Raw genomic sequence first — 21,380 nt, 5'->3', positions numbered from 1 at the left:
TTGATGGAAGACGTTAAAAAATGGTTTACACCTTATCCAGAAGCCTACACTCATGACATTCACATCGAAGATATTTCACTATTTGATATGCTGAAAGAAACAGCCGAACGTTATCCTGCTCACACAGCCACGCGCATGTATCAGCATACGTTAACGTACCAAGAGCTGTACCACTCAGTTCGCGTATTTGCAGGAGCACTGCAGAAAAAAGGAATTAAAAAAGGAGATCGTGTAGCAATTATGCTGCCAAACTGTCCGCAATATATAATAAGCTATTTCGGCATTGTAGCGGCGGGCGGCATTGTTACTCAGGTCAACCCTATGCTTGTCGAGCAAGAGCTAGAACATATTTTACACGATTCCGGGGCAAAAAAAATAATTCTACTCGATGATTTTTATACGAGACTTCAAGAGATAAGAAACCGTGTTGATATAGAAGAAGCGATAACTGTCAGCTTGCAAAAACCTTTTGTTCCTACATCACCAGACCTTTCCTTCCTAGATTTTTTAACCATAAAACATGAATTTCATCAGCCGGTTATCCATCCAGCACACGATATTGCTGTTCTTCAGTATACGGGAGGAACGACCGGACCATCTAAAGGTGCGATGCTTACACATACAAATATTTACACAAACGCAGTTCAATCATACGAAATATTTAAACATGATATTGAATTAGGAAAAGAAAAATGCTTAACCGTTATTCCATTGTTTCACGTATTTGGCATGACTTCCTGTATGCATTTATCGATTCTTTGCGGAAATGAAATATTGCTATTGCCGCGTTTTGATTTGGAAGAAGTACTAAATACAATAAAAAAAGAGCAGCCTAGTATTTTTCCTGGCGTGCCAACTATGTATGTTGCTATTACAAATCATCCGCAGGCAGAAGAATACAACATCGAAAGTATTCGCATCTGCAACAGCGGCAGTGCGCCGATGCCTGTTGAGCTGATGAAAGAGTTCGAACGAAAAACGGGCGCTAAAGTGTTAGAAGGGTACGGCTTATCAGAAGCATCCCCCGTGACGCATTGCAACCTACCGTTTTGTGAACGAAAGCCAGGTACAGTCGGACTTGGGGTTCCGCAGACTGCTTATAAAATTGTTGATGTGGCTACAGGAACAAAAGAACTGCCAAGAGGAGAGCTTGGAGAAATAGTAATTAAAGGCCCTCAAGTTATGAAGGGCTATTGGAATCAGCCTGAAGAGACGGCTCACGCGCTTAGAAACGGCTGGCTGTACACAGGAGATATTGGACAGATAGATGAAGACGGGTATTTATCCATTGTTGATCGCAAAAAAGATATGATTATTGCGAGTGGTTTTAATGTGTACCCTCGAGATATTGAAGAAGTTTTATACGAACACAGCCACATTAAAGAAGCCGTTGTAATTGGTGTGCCGCATCCTTACAGAGGAGAAACCATTAAAGCGATTTTAGTAGTGAAAGAAGGGAAATCTCTTTCTGAAGAAGAGCTTACTTCTTATTGTCGACAGCACCTTGCAGCTTACAAAATTCCGCGAATCTTTGAATTTCGCGCCGAGCTTCCTAAGACCAATGTAGGAAAAATTTTGCGACGGGCACTGCGAGAAGAAGTGGTGAAAGAAACGACGTAAATAAGCTGAACATAAACAAACTTTTTCAAAAGCTCCCTCTAAGCCATGGTATAATTTGTGAAAATGAGAAAAGACAGAGAGGGTTTGACGATGAAAGATTTGATGATGGAACGAAGCATTCAGCTTTTTGCTCAAAAAGGTTTCAAAGAAACGTCGATTCAAGATATTGTAAATGAATTAAACGTCACAAAAGGAACGTTTTATTATTATTTTAAAAGCAAACAAGAGCTTTTAATGGATATTCACCTTCAATATATTGAAAGATTAATAGAAAACCAAGAGACGATTCTTGCAGATAAGACAACATCTTATCCAGAAAAGCTGCACAGCATTATTTTTAAACTTGTTCATGATATTGAGAAAGAAGGTCTTCGAGCTAAAGTGTTTTTTCGAGAGATGCGTCATTTGAGTGAAGAACACTTACAGCAAATCATTCCAAAGCGCGATCGTTTTAAAGAAAACATACAAGAGATCATTGAAAAAGGCATGGAAGTAGGGCAGTTCCGTTCAGATTTGCCTTCAGATATCGTCACGCTAGGCATATTAGGAATGACAAATTGGAGCTATTTTTGGTTTCAGCCAGATGGTGAAAAGACAGATCGAGAAGTTGCGGCTATTTTTTATAAGATGCTGATGAAAGGTATTCAGTCATAGTAGCTGCTGGGCTAGACAGTGCTCGTAAAAGGCGGGAAAGTATAAGCTCTTTCTCTCCTTTTATATTAAAAGGAGGATATAACATGGATAGTAAAGATATACAGCGTATTGCTGTCATTGGCGCAGGACAAATGGGACATCAAATCGGTATGCTTTGTGCACTTGGAGGATATGAAACGATTATTCAAGACATGAATGAACAATCACTCATTGAGGCGGAAAATAAGCTGGAAGCGATTATAGACAAGTGGGTTCATAAGGGCAAAATCTCCCCGGATGCTAAAGAAGCCGCATTTCAAAGGTTGTCTTTTACAAACACATTAAAGGAAGCGGTTTCAAATGCTGATTTTGTGATTGAAGCTGTGGTAGAAAAGTTAGATGTAAAACAAAGCGTTTTTAAAGAAATAGATGAGTACGCACCAAGTCACGCCATTTTAGCATCAAATAGTTCAACAATTGTTAACTCGCTTATTGCAAGTGCAACAAACCGTCCAGAGCAAATCGTTAACATGCATTTCTTTTTTCCTCCTCTTGTAATGGACTGCGTAGAAGTTGTGATGAGTGAAAAGACAAGTGAAAAAACAGCTCAAACGACAATGGAAGTTTGCAAGCAAATTAATCGCACAGCAGTCCTTCTGAAAAAAGAAATCTCAGGTTTTATTGCCAATCGAATTTTAGGAGCGCTGCAAAAAGAAGCCGTTTTTCTTTATGAAAATGGATACGCAGATTTTGAAGACATTGATACGATTTGCAAAAAAGCGCTCAATCACCCGATCGGTCCTTTTGAATTGATGGATCTCTCGGGAATTGACGTCGGATATTTTGTGATGCAGCAGCGCTATAGCGAAACGGGGGATCCAGAGGACAAGCCAGCTGCGTGCATTGAAGAAAAAGTTCAAACAGGCGAGCTTGGACGTAAAACAGGAAAAGGCTTTTACACATACCACACACAGGGAGTGAAGCAATGATGAAAAAATTTGTACGTATTGAAAAAGAAGAGAAAACGGCAATTGTAACCATTGATAACCCGCCTTTAAATGTAATGAGCCAGGCTGTTGTGCAGCAGCTTGAAGAAACGTATGAAGAGCTTAGTAAAGATCCTGATGTCATTACAATCATTTTAACAGGAGCGGGCGAGCGGGCGTTTATGGCTGGAGCTGATATTAAAGAGTTTCCTCAATTAATGGGGCAAAGCGGCATTAAAGAAGAGTTTATGAAAACCCATCGCGTTTTGCAAAAACTTGAAAACATTGAAAAACCAACAATTGTCGTGCTAAACGGTTTAACGTTTGGAGGGGGATGCGAACTTTCATTAACTGCTGATATACGCATTGCCGAAGAACATGCTCAAATTGGTCTTCCGGAAGTGAAGCTCGGATTGTTTCCTGGAGGCGGCGGAACTCAGCGTCTTCCGCGCGTAATCGGCGTTTCTAAAGCTAAAGAATGGATGTTTGCCGGCAGTCCTGTTTCTGCAGAAGAAGCGCTTCATGCAGGCTTTGTCAATCATGTCACGCCTAAAGGAAAAGGGATCGAAAAAGCAAAAGAGCTGGCTAAGAAATTTAACCGCCACTCTCTTCCGTCACTTTCTCGAATTAAGACAGCGGTAAATGAAGGAATGAACCGTACATTATCTGAAGGTCTTGAACTTGAGGCAGAGCTGTTTGAAGAAGTCTTTCAAACAGAAGATATTAAAGAAGGAGTATCAGCATTTATTGAAAAGCGTCCCGCTGTTTTTTCACATAAGTAAAGGAGGAGAAAACCATGTATGAAACACAGGTCAAAGTGCGTTTTTGCGAAACAGACGCACTCGGTCACATTAATAATACGAGCTATTTCATTTATTTAGAAGAGGCCCGCATTGCTTTCTTTGAAGAAATGGGAGCATCCATGCATACAAAAAAGTGGGAGTATATTTTAGCGTCTACTAAATGTGATTTTGTTTCGCAAGGTTATTTTAATCAAGTGCTAATGATTAAAACCTTTGTATCTAATGTCGGCAATAAAAGCTTTACAATTGGCCATGAAATTACCGACAGCAAGACGGGATCGCTGATTGCTAAAGGAGAAGCTGTCATCGTGTACTTTGATTTTGATGCACAAAAAAGCGTTTCTATTCCAGCGGACATTAAGCAGTTTTTGATGAATTATAAAGTAGCTGTTTAACTATAAAAAAGCAGGTGGTAAAAGAATGTCACTAATCATTCCTGTACGAAAAGGAGAGGAATTAAACACGGAAAAACTGCATCAGTTTCTCCGTGTTTCGATTCCTGATTTACCTAAAGAGCCTCTTTTAATTAAGCAATTTGGATCAGGTGCGTCCAATTTAACCTACGCTCTTTCAGCCGGAGAGTGGGAGGCGGTGTTGAGGCGCCCTCCCTTTGGACCAGTTGCGCCAAAAGCGCATGACATGCAAAGAGAATACAAGATTTTATCTGTTTTATCGAAGTCTTTCCCTCTTGCTCCTAGGCCGTATGTGTTTTGTGAAGACGAGACGGTGGTCGGGAAACCCTTTTTTTTAATGGAGAGAAAGCACGGTGTTCTCATCGACACAGCGTTTCCAAAAGAAGTGAAAGAAACGAGCGAACTTTGCCGTTGTATTTCAGAACAAATGGTAGATGTCCTTGTTCAGCTTCATGACGTTCCCTATAAAGGCACGCTCCTTGAAGAAATCAGCAAGCCTGAAGGTTTTTTAGAACGTCAAGTACACGGATGGATTCATCGTTATGAAAAATCAAAAACAAGTGACATACCGGAAGTAGAAGCACTAAAGAAATGGTTGACCACACATATCCCTACTTCACAGCATTCAACCATTATTCACTATGATTATAAGCTTAACAATACGCTATTTTCACCGGATGGAAATAAAATTGTAGGATTATTTGATTGGGAAATGACAACCATTGGAGATCCGCTTGCTGATTTGGGAGTGGCGCTGAGCTACTGGATGGAAGACAGCGATCCTGAACTTTTGAAAAGAGGACTCGGAAACCCACCTGTTACTGTGCAAAAAAGCTTTTATTCCCGTCGAGATTTTGTAGAAGCGTATGCTAAAAAAAGCGGACGAGATGTGTCACACATTGACTTTTACCTGAAGTTTGCGTACTTCAAACTTGCTGTCATTTGTCAGCAAATTTATTACCGTTATAAAAAAGGCCAAACAAATGACAAACGGTTTTCACAATTTGGAGAGTATGTAAAAACGCTGATTATTCATGCTCTGCATACAGAACGAGGACATATATGAAAGGAAAAGTTCACGTAATACTCAAAAAAGAAGAGCTTCTTGCCAAAAAGCTAGAAGGAAAAACGGTCGTTATATTTGACGTCTTATTGGCTACTTCAACAATTGCGGCTGCTTTACAACAAGGAGCAATAGAGGTTATTCCCGTAAAAAACGAAGAAGAAGCGCGCAATAAAGCAAAAACGTATAAGCCTGACGAAATTGCGCTTGTAGGCGAATATAGAGGGGAAACGATTGAAGGCTTTTTTGATCCAAGCCCCAGCACATTAAAGCATGTTCAAAATAAAATAGTTATTTTATCCACCACTAATGGAACGGTGGCCATTCATAACGCTGAAAAAGCAAAACAGGTGTATGCTGCTTCACTTTTAAATGGAGAAGCGGTTGCCAGAGCTGTTTGTCAACCAAGTCAAGATGAAACTGTTTTATTAGTTTGTTCAGGTTCATCCGATCGCTTCTGTCTAGAAGATTTGTATGGAGCGGGGTATTTTATAAGCTGTCTTCTGCAACTAAAAACATTTCATTTGACGGATGCTGCAAAAGCCGCACTGCTTTTATATGAGGCTTATGAGCATTCACCTGTTGAAATATTGAAGCGCTCAGCCGTAGGAGAAATGCTCACTCAGTATGGCTTTCTAGACGAAATTGGCTTTGTAAGCCGAAAAAACGTCTATTCCGTAGTTCCTAAGGTAGTGAAAAAAAAGCTAGTAAACGGGGAGGAAACGATATGTCTGAAATGAAAACCGAAGCAAAAGGCGGATCATTTTTACTAAAAAAAACATCTGCGCATCACGTTTATACACCCGAAGACTTAACGGATGAGCATCGTATGATTGCTCAGACAGCAAAGCAGTTTATTGAAAAAGAAGTAGACCCTTACCATAATGACATTGAGCAGCAGGATTTTAATAAGGTAGTAGAATTGATGCATAAAGCAGGCGAGCTTGGACTTCTTGCTCACAGTATTCCAGAAACATATGGAGGACTAGGTCTTGATAAAGTAAGCAAAGGACTCGTCGGTGAAATCATTGGCCGGACAAGTGGATATGGAGTCGCTCATTCTAATCATACATGCATTGCGACACTTCCTATTACGTATTTTGGCACCAAGAAGCAAAAAGAAAAATACTTGCCTAAATTGGCAAGCGGTGAATATATTGGCGCCTACTGTTTGACAGAGCCAGAAGCTGGTTCTGATGCTCTTGCAGCCCAAACAAAAGCCGTATTAAACCCTGAAAAAACGCATTATGTATTAAATGGAACGAAGCAGTACATTACCAATGCTGCCTTTTCAGATACGTTCATCACATATGCAAAAATAGACGGAGAATATTTTACCGCTTTTATTGTAGAAAAAGATTTTGAAGGACTGTCTCTGGGGCCAGAGGAAAAGAAAATGGGAATCAAAGGGTCGTCTACTCGCCCGGTTATTTATGAAGATTGTTTAGTACCCGTAGAAAACGTACTTGGACAAGTAGGAAAAGGTCACTTGATTGCGTTGAACGTCTTAAACCTTGGACGTTTTAACTTAGGTTCTGCATGTATGGGCGCAGGGAAATATGCGTTTGAACTTGCTTTAGCTTATACAAAAGAACGCAAACAGTTTAAAACAGCTATTGCGGAATTTAATGCTTCAAAAGAAAAAATAGCAAAAATGGCAGCTCGTATTTTTGCATCTGAATCTATTCAGTACCGTACAGCTGGTTTACTAGAAGAGGCGCTTGGCGGCCTATATGAAAGTGAAAATCATAAGTTAGTAGCTAAACAGCTGGCTGAATTTGCAATGGAATGTTCAGTTTGTAAAGTGTATGGATCGGAAACTCTTGATTTAATTGCCGATGAATCGCTGCAGCTTCATGGCGGCGCAGGGTTTATTCAAGAATATAAAATAGAACAAGTATATCGTGACTCACGCATCAATCGTATTTTTGAAGGTACAAATGAAATCAACCGCCTTTTGCTTCCAACTCAGCTTCTAAAAAAAGCAGGCAAAGGAGAAATAGAGCTGAGCAAACAAGTAGAACATGCCGTTAGTGAATTGACGAGCGGTCAGTGGGAAATATCTTCAAATGAACTTCTAGCACGAGAAAAGCAGGCTGTTATTACAACAAGACATTTATTTCTTGCTTTGTTAGGAACAGCATTCCAAACGTTTCAAGCCAATCTAGCACAAGAACAAGAAACGCTTATAAAACTAGCAGAAATTGCTATTGGACTATTCGCTATGGAGTCATCTGTGCTGCGCGCGGAAAAAGCCGTAACCAGAAATGGAAAAGAAAAAGAAACGTTAAAAAGCAAGCTGACAGCAACCGTTGTCAGTGAAACGCTATTTGAAATTGAAAAGCAGGCTCGGCAATTAATAAACGGGATGTTAACGGGTGAAAAACACCGACAGTACCGCACAATTCTTGGAAAATGGATGAATGATTTGCAAAGTGAAGGAGAGTTCACGCGCAATCGAGGCATTGCCCGTGAATTTATCGACAGCGGGCGATATGTTGTATAAGGAGGGATATTATGCGTTTTGAAGGGCAAATAGCTGTTATTACAGGAGCTGGAAGCGGCATCGGAGAAGCGACCGCTCAGAGAATGGCGAAAGAAGGCGCTCGCGTCATTCTTGTCGGGCGAACGAAAGAAAAACTAATACAGGCTGCATCCGCTATTGACACACGGTGTGAACGAAAATGTACGGATATTTTCCCAGCTGATGTAACGAAAGAAGAAGACGTCAAAGAGCTTGCTGAGTTTATAAAAGAAAAGTACGGACAAATTCATTTATTAATTAATAACGCAGGCGGATCAGTTAATTCAACAATCAAAGAAACAACGCTTGAACAGTGGAAACACGTGCAGGACGTCAATTTAACAAGCGTATTTCTTGTAACAAAACAGTTGATTCCTTTGTTAACTGAAGAAATAGCAGAAAATCGATCTATTGTTAACGTCGCTTCTCTTTCAGGACATAAAGCAGGTGCACAAATTCCCCACTACAGCGCTGCTAAAGCTGCTTTAATCAACTTTACAAAAGCAATGGCATTTGAATTAGCACCTCACGGAATCAGAGTAAACTCTGTGTCTCCTGGATTCGTAGAAACACCTTTAACACAGCCTGGACTTGAAAACGAGCGCTTCACTAAGGCAATCGAAAAAAATACGGCTTTAAAACGTGTAGGTAAACCAGATGAAATTGCAAACGTTATTGCTTTTGCAGCGTCTAAAGAGGCATCGTATATGACGGGAAGTGATTTATTAGTAGACGGCGGGTGGCTTATCGTTTGATGCAAAGCAAAGAGGAGGAAGTCGAAATTATGAGTGATTTAGTAGTAGAAAAGCAGGGGACTATTTTATCTTTAACGTTAAATCGACCGGATCGTTTAAATGCATTCAGTGAGGAAATGATTGAAAAGTTAACAGCTGAAATAAAACAGGCACAAAGCGATGAGTCTATTAAAGTGGTTATATTAAATGGAGCGGGGCGCTCGTTTTCTGCCGGAGGCGATGTAAAAACGATGGGCCAAGCATCGGGAGCTGATGTTTATGAACATATCGGCCGTTTAAATGAATGTATTTTAGCGATGCAAAATCTAGAGAAGCCAATTATTTCAGCAGTTCATGGGTTTGCAGCAGGAGCGGCTTTTAATTTAGCTCTCGCTTCTGACTTTATCATTGCGTCAGAAGAAAGTCGGTTCGTATTAAGCTTTTCTCAAGTTGGATTGATTTCAGACGGAGGAGGCCTTTACTTCCTTACAAAGGTCGTTGGTCCCCACAAAGCGAAGGAACTGTTATTTTTAGGAGAGCCTATGGATGCCGAAACAGCTTATAAAGCCGGTTTTTTAAACCATGTAGTGCCGTTAAATCAGCTGAAAGATGAAGTTACGTCCTTTGCAAGCCGCTTATCACAAGGACCAACGAAAGCGTATGGGAAAATGAAAAAAATTGTCAACGATTCATTCCATTTAACGTTACAACAAGTCCTTGAACAAGAAAGGCTAACGCAAGTTCTTATGGTAGAAACAAGAGATCATCAAGAAGGAATATCTGCGTTTAAAGAAAAAAGAAAGCCGCTATTTCAAGGGAAATAAAAGGGGGATATAAGATGAAAGCTATTCAATTCACGCAGTACGGAGGACCTGATGTTCTTCAAGTTATCGATATTGCACGTCCTGTACCAAAAAAGAAAGATGTGCTCATTAAAGTTGCGGCAATTGGCGTTAATTATGCCGACGCTGCACGGCGTGAAGGAGCATACGTAGTCGAAACACCCCTGCCTTTTATTCCTGGTTCTGAAGTAGCGGGAGAAGTGGTCGAAGTAGGTGAAGACGTAAAAGGCATAAAAGTAGGTACAAAAGTTGTGACGCTGCTAGGATCTAATCGAGCAACAGGCTACGCGGAGTACACGCTTGCAGATTCAAGAGGCCTTATTCCGTTGCCGGAGAATGTGGATTTAACACAAGCGGTTGCTTTGCCTCTTCAAGGACTTACGGCTTATCATATTTTAAAAACAATGGGTCGCCTTGAAAAAGGAGAAACCGTCATCGTTCATGCGGCAGCAGGCGGTGTTGGAACCTTAGCTGTCCAGCTTGCCAAAATTTTTGGAGCTGGAAAAGTTATTGCTACAGCGAGCTCCAAAGAAAAGCTGGAGCTTGCAAAAAATCTCGGAGCTGACGAAGCGATTAACTATACAGAAACAGGCTGGGAAAAACGAATTTTAGAAGTAACGGAAGGAAAAGGAGCCGATATTATTTTAGAAATGGTAGGAGGGCATATATTCTATGAATCTCTTCAATGTCTTGCACCATTTGGGCGCCTCGTTTTTTACGGAATGGCTAGTGGAAAACCTGTAAAATTTAACCCTGCCCGCCTGATGGAAAAAAACCAATCGGTTCTCGGCTTTTTCTTACCTCAAATGATGGCAAAACCAGCGATTTATCAGCAAAGTCTGCATGAGTTATTAAACTACGTGAATTCCGGTCAGTTAAAATTAATGCTGGGCGGCACGTTTTCACTTGATGAAGCGGCAGATGTACATCGTCTGCTTCAAGGAAGAAAAACGACCGGAAAATTAGTGCTAGTTCCTTAACAAAACAGCTTCCGTCTCTAATAGGGATGGGAGCTGTTTTGGTTTAAAAAATTGGCTTCCACCTGCCAAATTTTTAAAAACCGCTTAATAATTTGGCATAAAAATCAATACTTTTTACTAATTTCTTCTATATTTTAACACTGGCATGGAAGTTGCATAATAAGTGTTTGAACATATAAAGGAGGAATTGAATATGGTGAGAAATGGAACGGACCGCGTGAAGCGGGGAATGGCGGAAATGCAAAAAGGCGGCGTTATCATGGACGTGATCAATGCAGAACAGGCAAAAATTGCAGAGGCAGCAGGGGCTGTTGCTGTTATGGCGTTAGAGCGTGTTCCAGCTGATATTCGTGCAGCAGGCGGCGTGTCTCGTATGGCAGACCCAACAATTGTTGAAGAAGTGATGAACGCTGTATCCATTCCAGTTATGGCGAAAGCTCGTATTGGCCATATTGTTGAAGCACGCGTGCTAGAAGTAATGGGTGTAGACTACATTGACGAAAGTGAAGTACTCACTCCAGCTGATGAGGAATATCACCTTAACAAAAGTACATTTACGGTTCCATTTGTATGCGGATGCCGTGATTTAGGGGAAGCAGCAAGACGAATTGGTGAAGGTGCCTCGATGCTTCGTACAAAAGGCGAGCCAGGAACAGGAAACATCGTCGAAGCAGTGCGTCATATGCGCCAAGTAAACGCTCAAGTACGTAAAGTTGTAGGCATGGATGAAGACGAGTTAATGACAGAAGCAAAACTATTAGGTGCGCCTTATGAGCTATTACTGCAAATTAAACGCGAAGGCCGCTTACCGGTTGTAAACTTTGCAGCAGGCGGCGTAGCAACACCCGCGGACGCAGCGTTAATGATGCAGCTTGGAGCAGACGGTGTATTTGTTGGATCAGGAATCTTCAAATCAGACAACCCTGAAAAATTTGCGCGAGCAATCGTGGAGGCAACAACGCATTATCAAGACTATGAACTGATTGCAAGCTTATCAAAGGGATTAGGAAGTGCAATGAAAGGAATTGAAATTTCATCATTATTACCAGAAAATCGTATGCAAGAACGCGGCTGGTAATAAGTAATAACTTTTAAACTTAGTTAGGAGAATGATCATGGGGAAATATACGATAGTCGATAAAGAAACGTGTATTGCGTGCGGCGCATGTGGAGCTTCGGCACCTGATATTTATGACTATGATGATGAAGGAATTGCGTTCGTTATACTTGATGATAATCAAGGCACGGCTGAAGTGCCCCAAGAGCTAGAAGATGATTTAATGGATGCGTTTGAAGGCTGTCCAACAGAATCCATCCGGATAGCAGATGAAAAGTTTGATGGAGACTCGAATAAATTTCAATAAAGCCGAATAAATAAAAAAATAGAAAGTTTTTTTAAAAGAAAAGAAGGATTTTGTCTAGAAAAGGCGAAATGTTAGTTGTGTAAGAACATATCTTTTTAAAAATGAAAGCACTTACATAACTAAAAGCATATGAGTTAGTCTCATTTGACCTTTCAGAATTATTAGTGTAAAAGTGCGGAGTAATTAAATAGTTTTTAAAAGGAGATTAAGGGGCATGCAAATACTGAATACAGTCATTGTGACAGGATATGCAAAAGCTCCACAGGGAACTTCCATGTATGAAATGTATAAGCATGCGGGAATTGTACTAGAAGTGGATCTGACAGAGCATAAAATTGTAAATGCTGAGTTTACGTTTATTACGGAGCTGACGCAAAATTTTTTCCGGAAGCTGCTTATTGGTTACTGCCTTGCAGATGGAATTGAACCTCTTATTGAACGTATTCAAAATTATTATTTTGCTCCATCTCAACAGGCGATTATCGTAGCGCTTCAGGCTGCAATCCAACGTTACTGGGATAATGTGAATCAAAAAATTACATAGCGTTTGGTTAGAATAAAGTGAGAAGACAACCTCTTTTCATGGTCTTATTAAAACCAAGCAGACACACACACTTTACAAAGAGTGGGGGACATCCCTTTTTCTTTGGGGAGTCATTGTGTCCTGCTTGGTTTTTTTTCGTGTAAAGCGCTGTGAAATATAAAAAGAAAAGGAGGAAACAAAATGAACAAAATCATCACGCGCGAAGAAGCAATAGAAAAAATAACAGATGGCGCACGCATTATGGTAGGTGGATTTGGTCTTGTTGGAAGCCCGCTTAGTCTGATTGAAGCGATTGCCAAATCAAACCTTAAAGATTTAGAGATTATTAGTAATAACCTCGGTGAACCTGGAAAAGGATTAGGTGTATTAGTTCAAAAAAAACAAGTAAAAAAAGCCATAGGGTCTTATTTTACTTCCAACCCTGAAGTTGTACACGCTTATCAACAACAAGAACTTCAAGTGGAGCTCATCCCGCAAGGAACAATGTCCGAGGCGATTCGAGCAGGAGGAGCAGGCATAGGCGGGTTTTACACGCCTGTGAGCGTAGGGACTCAGCTCGCTGAAGGAAAAGAAGAACGAGTGTTAAAAGGAAAGAAATATATTTTGCAAGAATCGCTGCACGCAGATGTAGCTCTTATAAAAGCTAAAAAAGCAGATCGACTCGGAAATCTTATTTACAGCAAATCAGCAAGAAACTTTAATCCAATGATGGCAACGGCCGCTGATATCGTGATTGCAGAAGTAGAAGAAGTGGTTGAAGTTGGACAAATTTCTCCTGAAGAAATTATAACTCCTCATTTATACGTTACTTATATCGTAGTGAAAGGAGAAAAATAAGATGAACGTCAAACAATATATTGCTGCGCGCGCTGCAAAAGAGCTTTGTCACGGAGATACAGTGAACTTAGGAATCGGCATTCCTACTTTAGTTGCTAATTATATTGCACCCGATATTCATGTGTTTTTACATTCAGAAAACGGGATTCTCGGAGTGGGCCCTACTCCTGAAGAAGATTATATAGATCCAGAACTTGTGAATGCTGGAAAGCTGCCTGTCACGGTTTTGGAAGGTTCTTCATTTTTTAACAGCGCCGATTCCTTTGCCATGATACGCGGAGGCCATGTGAATGTATCCATTCTTGGAGTGCTTCAAGTAGATGAAGCAGGCCGAATTGCAAACTGGTCTGTTCCTGGGAAAAGTGTTCTTGGCGTAGGAGGAGCAATGGATTTATTAGAAGGATCAAAAAAAGTGATTGTGACGACTCTTCATACGAATAGTCAAGGAGAGTCAAAGCTAGTTAGGAATTTAACCTATCCGCTTACTTCAGAGCGACGAGTCGATATGATTATTACGGAATTAGCTGTCTTTTCGGTAACGGATCTTGGTCTTGAACTTCTTGAAACAGCTCCGGGTGTTTCTGTAGAGGAAGTAAAACAAAAAACAGAGGCTTCTTTTTACGTTTCTAAATTGTTTAATAAAGACAATGAGGTGACGGCATAATGGCAGTGATTGTAAATGCATTTCGAACGCCTATTGGAAAGTTTGGCGGTTCGCTTGCAGATACGCTTCCGGAAGAACTAGTCTCTCTTGTGATGAAAAACAATTTGTCTTCAGCCGGATACACGTCAGAGATTGTTGATGAAATTATCGTCGGACAAACGAAACAAAGCGCTCATGCTCCTAATATAGCAAGAGTCGCTGGGCTGAAAGCTCAATTCTCTGAACGTATTCCAGCTTATACCGTGCACCGTCAGTGCGGCTCAGGCATGCAGGCTGTAATGAATGGAGCTATGTCCATTTTGTCGGGTCAAGCTGAAGTGGTATTAGCCGGAGGAGTGGAAAGCATGTCTCAAGCACCGCACTATACGGTAGGGACTCGTTTCGGTTTTCACGTTGGTGATTTAACACTCTATGATTCTAATACAGAAAGTCAGCCAAAATCACAGCCTGAAACTTTATACGGAACGTTTACAATGGGACAGACGGCGGAGTGGCTCGCTGAAAAGTATAGTATTAGCCGCGCGGAACAAGATGAGTTTTCTTTTTATAGTCAGGAAAAAGCTAGGCGGGCTATAGAGCTTGATTTGTTTGAAGAAGAAATTATCCCCGTGCCTGTAAAAGAAGGAAAAAAAGGAATGGGGCATTTTGCAACAGATGAATTTCCTCGTCTTACTAGTAAAGAAAAGCTTGGTACGCTTAAACCCGTTTTTCAAAGGAATGGAACGGTGACAGCTGGCAATTCATCCGGCAGAAACGATGGCGCTTCGATGATGTTGCTGATGTCGGAAGAAAAAGCTGAGCAACTCGGATTAACGCCTATGGCAAAGATTGTGTCGTTTGCCGCAGCGGGCGTCTCTCCAAAGGAAATGGGAATTGGCCCCGTTTCTGCTTCACAAATTGCTTTAAATAAAGTCGGTTTAAGTTTAGGTGATATGGACTTGATAGAATTAAACGAAGCATTTGCCGCTCAAAGTATTGCTTGCTTAAGAGAATGGGACATCACATCAGAAAAAGTGAATGTAAACGGAGGAGCAATTGCGCTTGGACACCCTTTAGGATGCTCCGGGGCAAGAATTATAACAACTCTGTGTCATGAGCTTCACAAGCAAAAAAGACGATACGGCCTCGCAACTATTTGCGTTGCAGGAGGATTAGGAATGGCGATGGTGGTGGAAAGATGGACGAAATAAAAAGAGATTATGTGTTTCATAGAGATTTAACAAAAAAGTACCCAATGATTACACACGGTGAAGGAAGCTACTTAATAGATGAACAAGGAAAAAAGTATTTAGACGGCTGCTCCGGGGCCGTGGCGGCAAATTTAGGACACGGCATTGTAAAAATAGCCGAGGCGATGGCTGAGCAAGCAAAAAAAGCGGCGTTTGTTCATACATTGCGTTTTGAAACGGATGTTTTGCATAAACTTGCAGGCAAAATTGGAGAAATGGCGCCACTTCATTTAAACAAAGTCTATTTTACATCAGGAGGATCAGAAGCCAATGAAAGTGCATTAAAATTAGCAAGGCAATATCACAGAGATGCCGGAAAGATGCAAAAACACATCGTAATTGGAAGGTGGCAGTCCTATCACGGAAATACGATAGGGGCACTATCAGCTGGAGGAGATGTAAAAAGACGATATCCTTATACACCTAATCTTTTACATTTTGCGCACGTCTATTCGCCGTATTGTCATCGCTGTCCGTATAATCGCAATCAAGAAGACTGCGTGGCAAATCAAAACTGGAGCTGCATCACCGATATTGAACGAACCATTTTAGAGCTTGGTCCAGAAAATATTTCAGCTTTTATCGCAGAGCCCATCGTAGGAAGTCAGCAAGGAGCTGTTGTACCTCCGCTTGACTATTTCAAAAAAGTACGTGAGCTTTGCAGCCGCTATGACATTCTTTTGATTGTTGATGAAGTGATGACAGGCTTCGGGAGAACAGGAACTGATTTTGCAGTGGAACAATTCGGAATCGAACCGGATATCCTAACGTTTGGTAAAGGAGTTTCAGCTGGGTACGCTCCTTTAGGAGGAATGATTGTCCATGACCGTCTGATTCAAGGCCTGTTAGAAAATAGCAGCGGGAAATTTCTTCATGGCTATACGTACAGTGGACATCCTGTTTCAATAGCGGCAGGCCTTGCTGCTTTGGATATGTATGAAGAAAGGAATATCCTTCAAAACGTTGAAACTCAAGGCGCGTATTTAATGGAATGTTTAGTAGCGCTGCAGCGCAAGCATCCTTATATTTCAGATATTCGCGGCCGCGGACTTTTAATTGGATTAGAACTAATGAAAGACGCCAATCAACAGATATTTTTCGAGCCACGTGAAGCAGCCAGCGAAAAGCTCAATGAAATTTGTATGGAGCTTGGAGGCGTCTTTTATCCAGGATCCGGATCTATAGATGGACATAAAGGAGAACATATCATTATCAGTCCTCCTTTAAATATAACGAAATCAGAAGTTGATGAAATAGTGAGATTGCTAGATCATGCGTTTTCTATTTTTCATCAGCACATAAGAAAGGATGAGTCATATGAAAGTGCAAAATAAAACAGAAGAGCTTCAAATCAAAGGAAAAAAACATTTATCACCGGTGATGACAAGAGTAACAGAGCTTGTTATTGAAAAAGCGCACGGTGCGAAATTTTGGACAGCTGATGGCAAGGAATATATTGATTTTGTATCAGGAGTAGCTGTCAATGCAGTGGGTCATACGCATGAAAAGATGGTAGAAGCGATTAAAAAACAAGCAGATCAGCTGCTTCACCTAGGCTTAAACTACGGCTATTACGAAACAGCAGTGAATTTGGCAGAAAAACTTGCGCAAATTACGCCTGGAAACTTAGACACGGTGTTTTTTTCAAACTCAGGCGCAGAAGCCATTGATGGTGCGCTCAAATTAGCAAAAGCGGCCACTGGCAGGCCAGCGATTATTGCTTTTGAAGGTTCTTTTCACGGTCGTACACTAGGAGCTACAGCTATTACGGCTTCAAGCTCAAAATACCGCAGCTACTACGAGCCGATTTTAGGAGAAGTGTATCATGTTCCTTATCCGTATCCAAGTCAGCTTCCTAATATTGACGAGGAAGATGCAGAAGCATATTGCTTAAATCAACTGCAAAAGCTGTTTGAACTGCGAGTGGATCCTTCACGCGTAGCAGCGATTGTAATTGAGCCAGTCATGGGCGAAGGAGGCTATTACCCTGCTCCTTCTAGCTTTTTACGCGCACTGAGAGACATAGCGAATGATTATGGCATTCTGCTTGTTTTTGATGAAGTGCAAACGGGATTTGGTCGCACTGGAAAAATGTTTGCCGCAGAACATGCTGGAGTCACACCAGATATTTTAGTTTTAGCAAAAGCTCTTTCCGGTGGTATGCCTTTAGGAGCCATTGTAGCAAGCCGAGAGCTGCATGAGAAATGGCCAACAGCTGGACATGGTTCTACTTTTGGCGGAAATCCAGTATCATGCGCAGCGGCTTTAGCTAATATTTCAATCATTGAAGAAGAAAAGCTTGTAGAGCGCAGTGAAAAAGTAGGCGTTGATATTGTTAAACGCCTTCAGCATTCTATCGGACATTTACCGGCTATTAAAGAGGTTAGAGGAATTGGTATGATGATTGGTATTGAATTTCATGTTGAAACGGCAGCTGCTTATGTCCCTGTTATTAAATCAAAAGCGTTGGAAAAAAGACTGCTAATTATGAACTGTGGAGTCAAAGGGCAAACCATTCGTTTAATGCTGCCGCTAAATATTGATAAAGACGTGCTGGATCAAGGGCTGTCTTTACTAGAAGAAGCCATCACAGAAGCAGTTTCAATTAATTAGATTTTTTAAATGAAAAGGAGGGTAACAATATGAGTCAGACTAAAACCGAACTGTTACAAGGAAATTTATATATTAACGGCGAGTGGGTAAGTGAAGAGGAGCAAACCTATTTTGAAAGTATAAACCCTGCAACACAAGAGCTCGTCGGAACGTGCGCAGCCGCTACGGCTAGTCAAGTCGATAATGCGGTAAGAGCGGCTAGTACAGCCTACAGCCACTGGAAAAATACATCTATTCCTGAACGTGCAGCATTTTTAACAAAAGCAGCTGAGCTTTTTGAAGACAGAAAAGAAGAGCTCGCTCAAGTGATGACAAAAGAGATGGGAAAACCGCTGACAGAATCCATAGGGGAAGTTGGTGTCGTCATTGCAACAGCTCAGTATATGGCGGGAGAAGGAAGACGTTTGTTTGGCGAAATAGTGCCCGCTGGCTTTCCTGACCGAGATATAAAAATGGTTCGCGAACCGCTTGGAGTTGTGGCATCTATTACACCTTGGAACTTTCCTGTTTCTCTCGCTTCTTATAAAATGTTTGCCGCTTTAATCGCTGGTAATACCGTTGTTTGGAAGCCGGCTTCAGAAGTGGCGCTCTCAGCGAAGATTTTTATGGAAGTATTGCACGCTGCGGGGCTTCCAAAAGGAACAATTAATTTGCTTACAGGATCGGGCAGAATCGTTGGACAAAAGCTTGCTACGCACTCTGAAGTGAAAATCATCTCATTTACAGGTTCTACGGAAGTTGGTCAGCAATTAGCAGAAATGAGCAGTAAAACCTTAAAACGAATTTCTTTAGAGCTAGGAGGAAAAAACGCTGTTATTGTGTTAAAGGATGCGGATTTGGATAAAGCAGCAGAAGGAATTGTTAAATCAGCATTTACGACCACAGGGCAGCGCTGTACCGCAGCTAGCAGAGTCATCGTGGAGCGTTCAGTAAAAGAAGAGCTTTTGAAAAAAGTAATAGCTCTTACAAAAGAAATGAAGATTGGAAATGGTCTTGAACAAGGAGTTGTGATAGGACCGCTTGTTAATGAACAGCAGTGCCGTTTAGTAGACAATTACGTACAAAAAGCGGTGGAAGAAGGCGGAAATATTGCGCTTGGAGGTCATGCTTTATCAGAGTTAGGAACTTGTTATTACATGCCTACAATTATTGATAACGTCAGTTCGAACCACACGATTGCTCAAGAAGAAATTTTTGGTCCCGTGCTTGCTTTTATTGAAGTAGATGGCTATGAAGAAGCAATGAGCGTCAATAATGGAACAATGTATGGGCTTTCCACTTCTATTTATACAAGCAGCTTGCACTATGCAAGCCGAGCTGCAAAAGACGCTGTTAGCGGATTAGTCTATATCAATAACGGAACATCTAATGCTGAAATGGGGGTAGCGTTCGGAGGAATGAAAATGTCTGGCAACGGCCACAGGGAAGTTTCTCATCATGCATTTGATGTGATGACAGAATGGAAGTCTGTCTACACCAACTATTAATCTCGCACCTTAGCGAAAAGGAGGAGCACATGTCTTCATATCGCATTGGCATTGCCTTTTTTTATCATGAATCTCACAGCTTTAGTCCATTAAAAACAGAAATAGAACAGTTTGTACAAGAAGGCTATTTTGTTGGAGCAGAAATATATAAAGCATACTCAGGAACCAAAACAGAAGTAGGGGGATTTTTAGATGTATTAAAGCAAGAAAAACAAGTAGAAATCGTTCCCCTTGTTTGTGCAGCTGCGGTTCCATCTGGGATTGTATCTTCTGAAGCTTATCACACAATTGAAAAGCAAATGTTGCACTCACTTACTCATGCGGGGTCGCTAGATGGTTTGTTAATCGCCTTGCACGGCGCAATGGTAGTAGAGCATCTTTTCGATCCTGAAGCTCATTTATTAAATCAGATAAGAAGCTGTATAGGAAGCGACGTTCCCGTTGCTACTACGCTCGATATGCACGCGAATATCAGTGAAGATATGCTTACGCACACGCCGCTTCATTTTGGTTTTAAAACATATCCCCATGTTGACATGTATGAACAAGGAGTGAACGCTGCGCGAGCGCTTTTAACACAAGTAAAAGAAAGCGCTATCTATTATGCATCTTTAAAGAAATTGCCTATGCTTTTGCCGTCGATTAATATGCGAACAGCAGAAGGGCCGATGAAAAAAATGATTGATCTTGCTAAGCAAGCCGAGCAAGAAGAAGACATATACAATGTTTCCATTTTTGGAGGCTTTCCGTATTCTGATATTCCAATTGCGGGAGCAAGCGTGCTCGTAACAGCTTTGAATTCTGAAGCAGCAGAAAAAACAGCAAAGAGACTAGCTTCTCAGTTTTGGAGTATAAAAGAGGATTTTATCGTGGATTTGCCTACCGTTGAAGAAGGTCTGCAAACAGCGTTAAAACGATTAAACGAACAGCCAATTGTGCTCGCTGATATAGCGGACAATCCTTTAAGCTGCGGAAGCGGCGATACAACAGAGCTTTTAGAATACATGCTGAAGCTAAATATGCCGGGGACACTATTTGGAGGCCTTTATGACCCTGAATCTATTAAAAAATGCGGGCAATCAGGAGTTGGAAGTTACGTCTCTCTTTCCTTAGGAGGAAAAGTTTCTCCAGAGTTTGGAAAGCCCGTTGAAGTTGAAGCAAAGGTCATTGGCTTATCAGAAGGTGAGTTTTACAATTCGGGACCGTTTAATCAGCATTTAAAAGTAAATGTAAAAGGCGCAGCTCATATTCGAGTAGGAGAATTGGATATTTTACTGATTGGAAGGCCGGTATCAGCAAACGATCCTGAACTTTTTCGCCATATCGGTATCGAGCCAGCAAGGAAAAAAATCATTGGTTTAAAAGCTAAAAATCATTTTAGGGCCGCTTTTGAACCGCTTGTAGGATCTATCATCTATGTGGATGCTCCAGGCGTAGCATCAAATCGCTTAACGACCTTTAATTATCAGCACATTCCAAATCCAATCTGGCCGCTGCAAGATGTCAAATATGAAAGTGAAAAAAGGAGGAAAGAAAAATGGATGTATTAAAAGAGCAGTACTATATCGAAGTCCCAGAGTCGTTAAATCCTGAACAGCAAAAGATGATGATTGAACTTGAAAAAGATGCGTTTCCGGGCATGGGAGCCGTTGATGAACAGACGCTTGTACCTTTAGCCCGCTATGGCAAGCTTATTCAATATTTCCAGGAAAATGACGCAAGGCCGATTGCCATTTGTGAGCTGCTTCGAGATTACAAAGATATCACAAAAGCTTATATCTTTGGTTTCTACGTCCGCTCTGATAAACAAGGAAGCGGAGTTGGACAGCTGTTTTTAGAAGAAATATTTTCGATTCTACAAAAAGATAGTTTTGAAAGCGTTTGTTTGACTGTGAATGTACAAAATGAAGGGGCTGTGAAACTGTATAAAAAAATGGGCTTTACCATCAAAGAAACGCGAGAAGGAGAGTTTGGCGAAGGAGAAGATCGTTATTATATGGTGCGGTCAATTTCTTAATAGAACATCTATTCAAAAAATGAACTT

22 protein-coding genes are annotated in these 21,380 nt (G+C 41.1%); all 22 read left to right on the top strand.

Going from position 1 to position 21,380, the window contains the following annotated elements; translation table 11 throughout:
* Positions 1 to 3: 3 nt before the first annotated feature.
* Positions 4 to 1,620 carry a long-chain-fatty-acid--CoA ligase gene (locus MMB69_RS12965; protein ID WP_221783173.1) on the top strand — a complete coding sequence of 539 codons (1,617 nt, stop codon included), beginning with the start codon at positions 4 to 6 and terminating at the stop codon, positions 1,618 to 1,620.
* A 90-nt stretch (positions 1,621 to 1,710) separates the two neighbouring features.
* Entirely contained in the window at positions 1,711 to 2,274 is a 564-nt protein-coding gene (locus tag MMB69_RS12960) for a TetR/AcrR family transcriptional regulator (protein WP_277447851.1), read from the top strand.
* 83 nt (positions 2,275 to 2,357) lie between these two features.
* On the top strand, positions 2,358 to 3,242 hold the full coding sequence (locus MMB69_RS12955) for a 3-hydroxyacyl-CoA dehydrogenase family protein (RefSeq protein WP_277447850.1): 885 nt from the start codon (positions 2,358 to 2,360) through the stop codon (positions 3,240 to 3,242).
* Positions 3,239 to 4,021: an enoyl-CoA hydratase gene (locus MMB69_RS12950; protein ID WP_277447849.1), complete on the top strand. Its 783-nt coding sequence runs from the start codon at positions 3,239 to 3,241 to the stop codon at positions 4,019 to 4,021. The genes MMB69_RS12955 and MMB69_RS12950 overlap by 4 nt, the downstream gene beginning before the upstream one ends.
* Before the next feature lie 14 nt (positions 4,022 to 4,035).
* On the top strand, positions 4,036 to 4,437 hold the full coding sequence (locus MMB69_RS12945) for an acyl-CoA thioesterase (protein ID WP_264409167.1): 402 nt from the start codon (positions 4,036 to 4,038) through the stop codon (positions 4,435 to 4,437).
* A 25-nt stretch (positions 4,438 to 4,462) separates the two neighbouring features.
* The gene (locus MMB69_RS12940) at positions 4,463 to 5,521 is read left to right on the top strand and encodes a phosphotransferase family protein (RefSeq protein ID WP_277447848.1); all 1,059 of its coding nucleotides are present in this window, start codon (positions 4,463 to 4,465) and stop codon (positions 5,519 to 5,521) included.
* Positions 5,518 to 6,258 (top strand): 2-phosphosulfolactate phosphatase, encoded by a 741-nt coding sequence (locus MMB69_RS12935; protein ID WP_221783184.1) that lies wholly within the window; start codon positions 5,518 to 5,520, stop codon positions 6,256 to 6,258. The genes MMB69_RS12940 and MMB69_RS12935 overlap by 4 nt, the downstream gene beginning before the upstream one ends.
* Complete coding sequence (locus MMB69_RS12930; protein ID WP_269870656.1) at positions 6,246 to 8,024, top strand: acyl-CoA dehydrogenase family protein; 1,779 nt, start codon at positions 6,246 to 6,248, stop codon at positions 8,022 to 8,024. The genes MMB69_RS12935 and MMB69_RS12930 overlap by 13 nt, the downstream gene beginning before the upstream one ends.
* Positions 8,025 to 8,035: 11 nt before the next feature.
* Entirely contained in the window at positions 8,036 to 8,797 is a 762-nt protein-coding gene (locus MMB69_RS12925; protein ID WP_221783188.1) for an SDR family NAD(P)-dependent oxidoreductase, read from the top strand.
* Positions 8,798 to 8,826: 29 nt separating this feature from the next.
* Positions 8,827 to 9,600: an enoyl-CoA hydratase/isomerase family protein gene (locus tag MMB69_RS12920; RefSeq protein ID WP_319641384.1), complete on the top strand. Its 774-nt coding sequence runs from the start codon at positions 8,827 to 8,829 to the stop codon at positions 9,598 to 9,600.
* Between the two features lie 14 nt (positions 9,601 to 9,614).
* Positions 9,615 to 10,598 carry a quinone oxidoreductase family protein gene (locus tag MMB69_RS12915; protein ID WP_277447847.1) on the top strand — a complete coding sequence of 328 codons (984 nt, stop codon included), beginning with the start codon at positions 9,615 to 9,617 and terminating at the stop codon, positions 10,596 to 10,598.
* 193 nt (positions 10,599 to 10,791) lie between these two features.
* On the top strand, positions 10,792 to 11,676 hold the full coding sequence (pdxS, locus tag MMB69_RS12910; RefSeq protein ID WP_277447846.1) for a pyridoxal 5'-phosphate synthase lyase subunit PdxS: 885 nt from the start codon (positions 10,792 to 10,794) through the stop codon (positions 11,674 to 11,676).
* Between the two features lie 37 nt (positions 11,677 to 11,713).
* A complete protein-coding gene (locus MMB69_RS12905) occupies positions 11,714 to 11,962 on the top strand; it encodes a ferredoxin (protein ID WP_221783192.1) in 249 nt (82 codons plus the stop codon).
* Positions 11,963 to 12,176: 214 nt separating this feature from the next.
* The gene (locus tag MMB69_RS12900; RefSeq protein WP_013057066.1) at positions 12,177 to 12,506 is read left to right on the top strand and encodes a DUF3870 domain-containing protein; all 330 of its coding nucleotides are present in this window, start codon (positions 12,177 to 12,179) and stop codon (positions 12,504 to 12,506) included.
* A 180-nt stretch (positions 12,507 to 12,686) separates the two neighbouring features.
* Positions 12,687 to 13,343, top strand: coding sequence for a CoA transferase subunit A (locus MMB69_RS12895; RefSeq protein WP_221783194.1), 657 nt, complete (start codon positions 12,687 to 12,689; stop codon positions 13,341 to 13,343).
* A gap of 1 nt (position 13,344) precedes the next feature.
* Positions 13,345 to 14,007 carry a 3-oxoacid CoA-transferase subunit B gene (locus MMB69_RS12890; protein ID WP_221783196.1) on the top strand — a complete coding sequence of 221 codons (663 nt, stop codon included), beginning with the start codon at positions 13,345 to 13,347 and terminating at the stop codon, positions 14,005 to 14,007.
* The gene (locus MMB69_RS12885; RefSeq protein WP_221783197.1) at positions 14,007 to 15,197 is read left to right on the top strand and encodes a thiolase family protein; all 1,191 of its coding nucleotides are present in this window, start codon (positions 14,007 to 14,009) and stop codon (positions 15,195 to 15,197) included. The genes MMB69_RS12890 and MMB69_RS12885 overlap by 1 nt, the downstream gene beginning before the upstream one ends.
* On the top strand, positions 15,185 to 16,570 hold the full coding sequence (locus MMB69_RS12880; RefSeq protein ID WP_277447845.1) for an aminotransferase family protein: 1,386 nt from the start codon (positions 15,185 to 15,187) through the stop codon (positions 16,568 to 16,570). Before MMB69_RS12885 ends, MMB69_RS12880 begins: the two co-directional genes overlap by 13 nt.
* Positions 16,554 to 17,849 carry an aminotransferase class III-fold pyridoxal phosphate-dependent enzyme gene (locus MMB69_RS12875; RefSeq protein WP_277447844.1) on the top strand — a complete coding sequence of 432 codons (1,296 nt, stop codon included), beginning with the start codon at positions 16,554 to 16,556 and terminating at the stop codon, positions 17,847 to 17,849. Before MMB69_RS12880 ends, MMB69_RS12875 begins: the two co-directional genes overlap by 17 nt.
* A gap of 29 nt (positions 17,850 to 17,878) precedes the next feature.
* On the top strand, positions 17,879 to 19,336 hold the full coding sequence (locus tag MMB69_RS12870) for an aldehyde dehydrogenase family protein (RefSeq protein ID WP_277447843.1): 1,458 nt from the start codon (positions 17,879 to 17,881) through the stop codon (positions 19,334 to 19,336).
* Positions 19,337 to 19,365: 29 nt separating this feature from the next.
* Positions 19,366 to 20,886: a M81 family metallopeptidase gene (locus MMB69_RS12865; protein ID WP_277447842.1), complete on the top strand. Its 1,521-nt coding sequence runs from the start codon at positions 19,366 to 19,368 to the stop codon at positions 20,884 to 20,886.
* Positions 20,874 to 21,353 (top strand): GNAT family N-acetyltransferase, encoded by a 480-nt coding sequence (locus tag MMB69_RS12860; protein WP_277447841.1) that lies wholly within the window; start codon positions 20,874 to 20,876, stop codon positions 21,351 to 21,353. Before MMB69_RS12865 ends, MMB69_RS12860 begins: the two co-directional genes overlap by 13 nt.
* Positions 21,354 to 21,380 lie beyond the last annotated feature (27 nt).

This window comes from Priestia sp. P5, from assembly GCF_029522155.1.
Classification (GTDB): Bacteria; Bacillota; Bacilli; order Bacillales; family Bacillaceae_H; genus Priestia; species Priestia megaterium_E.
The sequence above is the reverse complement of the archived record's forward strand: the minus strand, read 5'-3'. Positions and strand labels throughout refer to the sequence as shown.